This is a genomic window from Microcoleus sp. SVA1B4 (assembly GCF_036700545.1).
Classification (GTDB): Bacteria; Cyanobacteriota; Cyanobacteriia; order Cyanobacteriales; family Microcoleaceae; genus Microcoleus.
On record NZ_JAUBPB010000143.1, the window covers coordinates 1 to 2,940 of the forward strand.

At 36.5% G+C, this 2,940-nt stretch carries 2 protein-coding genes and 2 pseudogenes; 1 reads left to right on the top strand and 3 read right to left on the bottom strand.

What is annotated here, in order from left to right; translation table 11 throughout:
- The 3 genes and pseudogenes from QT987_RS29510 to QT987_RS29520 all read right to left on the bottom strand — a co-directional run.
- A pseudogene (locus QT987_RS29510) lies at positions 1-923 on the bottom strand (hypothetical protein); the annotation flags it as partial.
- A gap of 51 nt (positions 924-974) precedes the next feature.
- Positions 975-2,045 (bottom strand): IS630 family transposase, encoded by a 1,071-nt coding sequence (locus QT987_RS29515; RefSeq protein ID WP_333247022.1) that lies wholly within the window; start codon positions 2,043-2,045, stop codon positions 975-977.
- Positions 2,046-2,111: 66 nt separating this feature from the next.
- On the bottom strand, positions 2,112-2,597 hold the full coding sequence (locus QT987_RS29520; protein ID WP_333247023.1) for a hypothetical protein: 486 nt from the start codon (positions 2,595-2,597) through the stop codon (positions 2,112-2,114).
- A gap of 84 nt (positions 2,598-2,681) precedes the next feature.
- Between QT987_RS29520 and QT987_RS29525 the strand changes: the two are divergent.
- Positions 2,682-2,940 (top strand): annotated as a pseudogene (locus QT987_RS29525) (ISAs1 family transposase); the annotation flags it as partial.

The following is a 2,940-nucleotide window of genomic DNA, read 5'->3' on the forward strand; positions in this document are numbered from 1 at the left end:
GGATGCTCTAAAACTCTCAGCAACTCCGATACTTTTGTCGCAGTTAATTGTTTGCGTTCATCCAACAATTCATAGCCGCTTGGAGTTTCAAAAAGCAGCCGAAATTTAGACTTCAAAAGCAGTGCAGCTTCGGGACTGGGAGCATCTTTGTAAGCTAATAATTCCCGATAATAATCCCAAAAATCTTCGATAAACTGCCCTAAAATTACTTGATGGCAAGCGAATACCGGGCTTAACTTCTTGTAATGCCTTCCCTCGTGTACCCAACATAACGCTCGCTCGGCAGTGATTAACTTGAATTGCGGAGCATCATCACAACAAAGAGTTTGTACGACTGGGCAATCTGTTTGCTGATGGTAGAAAGCAATAGCTGCTGCTTCCTTAATCCGGGTCTGTTGTTGAGAACCCAGTTTGGGTAGATCATTATTCAGTAGATGATTAAACTGTGCCTCACTCAACACAGTTCCTTGGGGTAATAGCTTGAGAACGTTCTGCCATTTAGTCGGGATTTTGAAGTCCTGAATTAGTGAGAATGTCAGTGGATTCAGAATAAATTTTAGTTCTCGTCCTGGCTGTAATCCTTTCAGGACTGTCAATCTGTCTTTATTCGCTGTTGTAAAGTAGACTGTATATAAAGGGTTGCAGATGATATTGGTAGTATGGTTTACTCCACCTACACGCGCACCAGTTTGGTCGAAGTGTTGCCAAGGACTACTTGCTAGTCCTGAATCATAAACTTCTTTTTTCTCGGTTTCAAAAAGGAAGTGGTTTTTGATGAATAGGTTGGATAAATAACCGGCTGACATGGAAATCCCTAAATCGGCTAAAAAATCTAGTAGTTTGCCTTGCGTCATATTGCCACCATAGTACAAACCGATCATTAGGGCTTTTATTCCTGGTCCAAATTCTCCTTCGTAGCCCACTGGTAATTCTGCTATAGCAATCCTAAATGATTTTCTCTATCTAGATCAATCCTAAATGATTTTCTTTGTGTAAGTATATTGACGTATTTTGGGGAAATCAAATTTATGTTCGTTAGTAAAAAACTCAAACAAAAACTTGACAATCTTAAAAGATATACATAAATACCAATACTTTCTTAAAAAGTTTTTAGCTTGTAGCCAAATATCTTCAACGGGATTCTGTTGGGGAGCATTGGGAGCAAATAAAATACAAGTAATTGACCAATTCTCAGGTTCTTTGTCACCATTTAGTTCTAATAAAAAGTCTCTAAATTCTCCATATTTATGATAACTAGCTCCATCCCAAATCAAGATAACTTTGCGATTTTTATATTTATTTTGCAAGTATTTTATGAATTTAACTGTGGATTCTCCATCACCAGATGGATGGCTCTGAATATGGAATTCTTTGCTTTGATAATTGAGGGCGCCAAAATAAGTTTGTCTATCTTTTTCATGGGTAATTGGGACTTCTATTCTGATTTTAGATTGACCCCAAACATAACCAGTTAGATCACCATGAAGTAGATGACATTCATCTAAAAACAATACTATTATTTCCCCAGACTCTATACCAGCCTTGTTTTTAAATAAAATATCGTTAATCTCTTCCGTCTTTTTTGTTACCAGTTCTTTATCAAATTTAGGATTAGCTTTTTGAGTTTTTTTCCAACTTATTTTCGCCCGGTCGAAAAGTTCATAGTAACTCTGTTTTGATTTATACATCACACCAAACTCTTGAGCTAAATAAGTAACCAACTCATCTAAATTCCAATATTCTTTATTCTTTAACCACTCGATTACTTCAGTATTTTCTCGAGCTGTTAAATACCCTTTTGATCCTTTATGTCCTAGTTTGATTCCGGCGATGCCTTTGGTTTTAAATTGTTTTTTCCAATAACCAATAAAAAATTTACTTACACCTAATATTTTGCTGATTTCATGGTAGATATTACCTGAAAGCGCCATCCTTACAGCTATTGCTCGTTTTAGTTCTCTTGCATCGATATCGCTTTTAATGAAATCTTCTAATTGGGCTATTTCTTTTTCCATATCTTTTTCTTGCAGTTGTACGTTATTCATTTTTTTATGGTCACAATCAAGTATTGCATATAATTGTATCATAGTCTTGATAATGATTTAGGATTGCTATACATAAGTTTTCCCAATTGAGGGTGAGTAATATTTCTGTTTCCGGAATAATATATTGTCGGTTGCCAAGCTGATATCTTGAATGATTACTTGTTCGTATCCTTTAAATTCTGCATCTGCTGGCAGTTCGTCTTTGGGGTATTCTAATATTTCTTCTCGATCTATTTTAATGGTCGCGTTCTTACTGCCTTTGCTATGCTTTTTTGGCGTTTTTCGCTCTTTCTCTGATGAGTGCTTGCTTCTGAATCCTTTGGACTTGGCTTTGATGTCTGGTTTTCCTTGTTCTCCCTTCAATCGGTTATTTTCATCTTTTAACCGTTGATTCTCTGACTCCAAGTCTTTGACTTTTAATTCTAATTGCTCTATTAGGTTCAGTAATATCTCTACTGTGTGACGCATGGATTCGTCTGCAATACCTTTTGGGTCGATGGTTTGCAGTATCTTGAAGGATGACTTGTCTTGTGAAATAATCTTTGGCGTCATGTGTCCTATTTTATGACACTTTGTGTACTCTGCTTACTTTTTTTTCTCTCCTACCCCTACTTATTGAGCGGATACAAAAAAAATTTACATTTAGTGACAGCGTGGGGTTCGGAAAATCGTTTAGTCCTCGGCCAAGTTAAGGTAGACAGCCATTCCAATGAGATTACAGCCATTCCAGCTTTGTTAGAATTAATCGACGTAACCGGCGCAATTGTTACGATGGATGCAATGGGGACTCAAACGGAGATTATTAAACAGATTGTTCATAAAAAAGCTAATTATGTAGTTTGCTTAAAAAGTAATCACCCCACTCTTTACAATCAAGTTAAATCTTGGTTTGAGA